1 protein-coding gene is annotated in these 554 nt (G+C 70.0%); it reads left to right on the top strand.

Annotation, left to right across the window (positions count from 1 at the left end):
* Positions 1–493: hypothetical protein (locus AB0O34_RS30200; protein WP_363921172.1), on the top strand; the 493-nt coding region annotated here is incomplete at its 5' end.
* Positions 494–554: the final 61 nt, after the last annotated feature.

The raw sequence follows: 554 nt of genomic DNA on the forward strand, positions 1-554 counted from the left end.
CCGACTCGCTCGGCTCACTCGGCCGGGCACCTCCCGGCTCACCCGCCCGGGCACCCTCCGGCTCCCCCGGCTCACTGGGCTGGGCACCCTCCGGCTCACCCGCCCGGGCACCACCAGGCCCACCCAGCCGGGCACCACCCCGCCCATCCGCCGGGTCGCCGAGATGGTCACCCGAACGATCACCAACCTGACATCCGGCCTGATAGGCGGCCTGTTCAGCGGTATCCCCCACGTCGCCGGTACCCGCAGAGGGACCAAGCTCACCTTCGGCCCCCGCAACCGCACCAGAACCAGAACCGGCACTGGAACTGGAACCACCCGTGCTCTGGTCACCCAGATCCAGCCCATCCGCGGGCTGATGACGCGGGCTGACCCCGTGCATGTCCCGGTGATGCGAGGCCACGTCATGCCAGCTCACGTCGTACAAACCCCGCTGATACGGGCTAGGGCTCGGGTCATCAGGGCTTCGGTCACGCGGGTGCGGTTCATCTAGGTCCCAGTGGTCCGGCTGGCCCCCGTGGTCCCGATAGTCCGGGTGATCCCGGTGATCCGAG

The organism is Sphaerisporangium sp. NPDC088356 (assembly GCF_040685555.1).
Taxonomy (GTDB): Bacteria; Actinomycetota; Actinomycetes; order Streptosporangiales; family Streptosporangiaceae; genus Sphaerisporangium.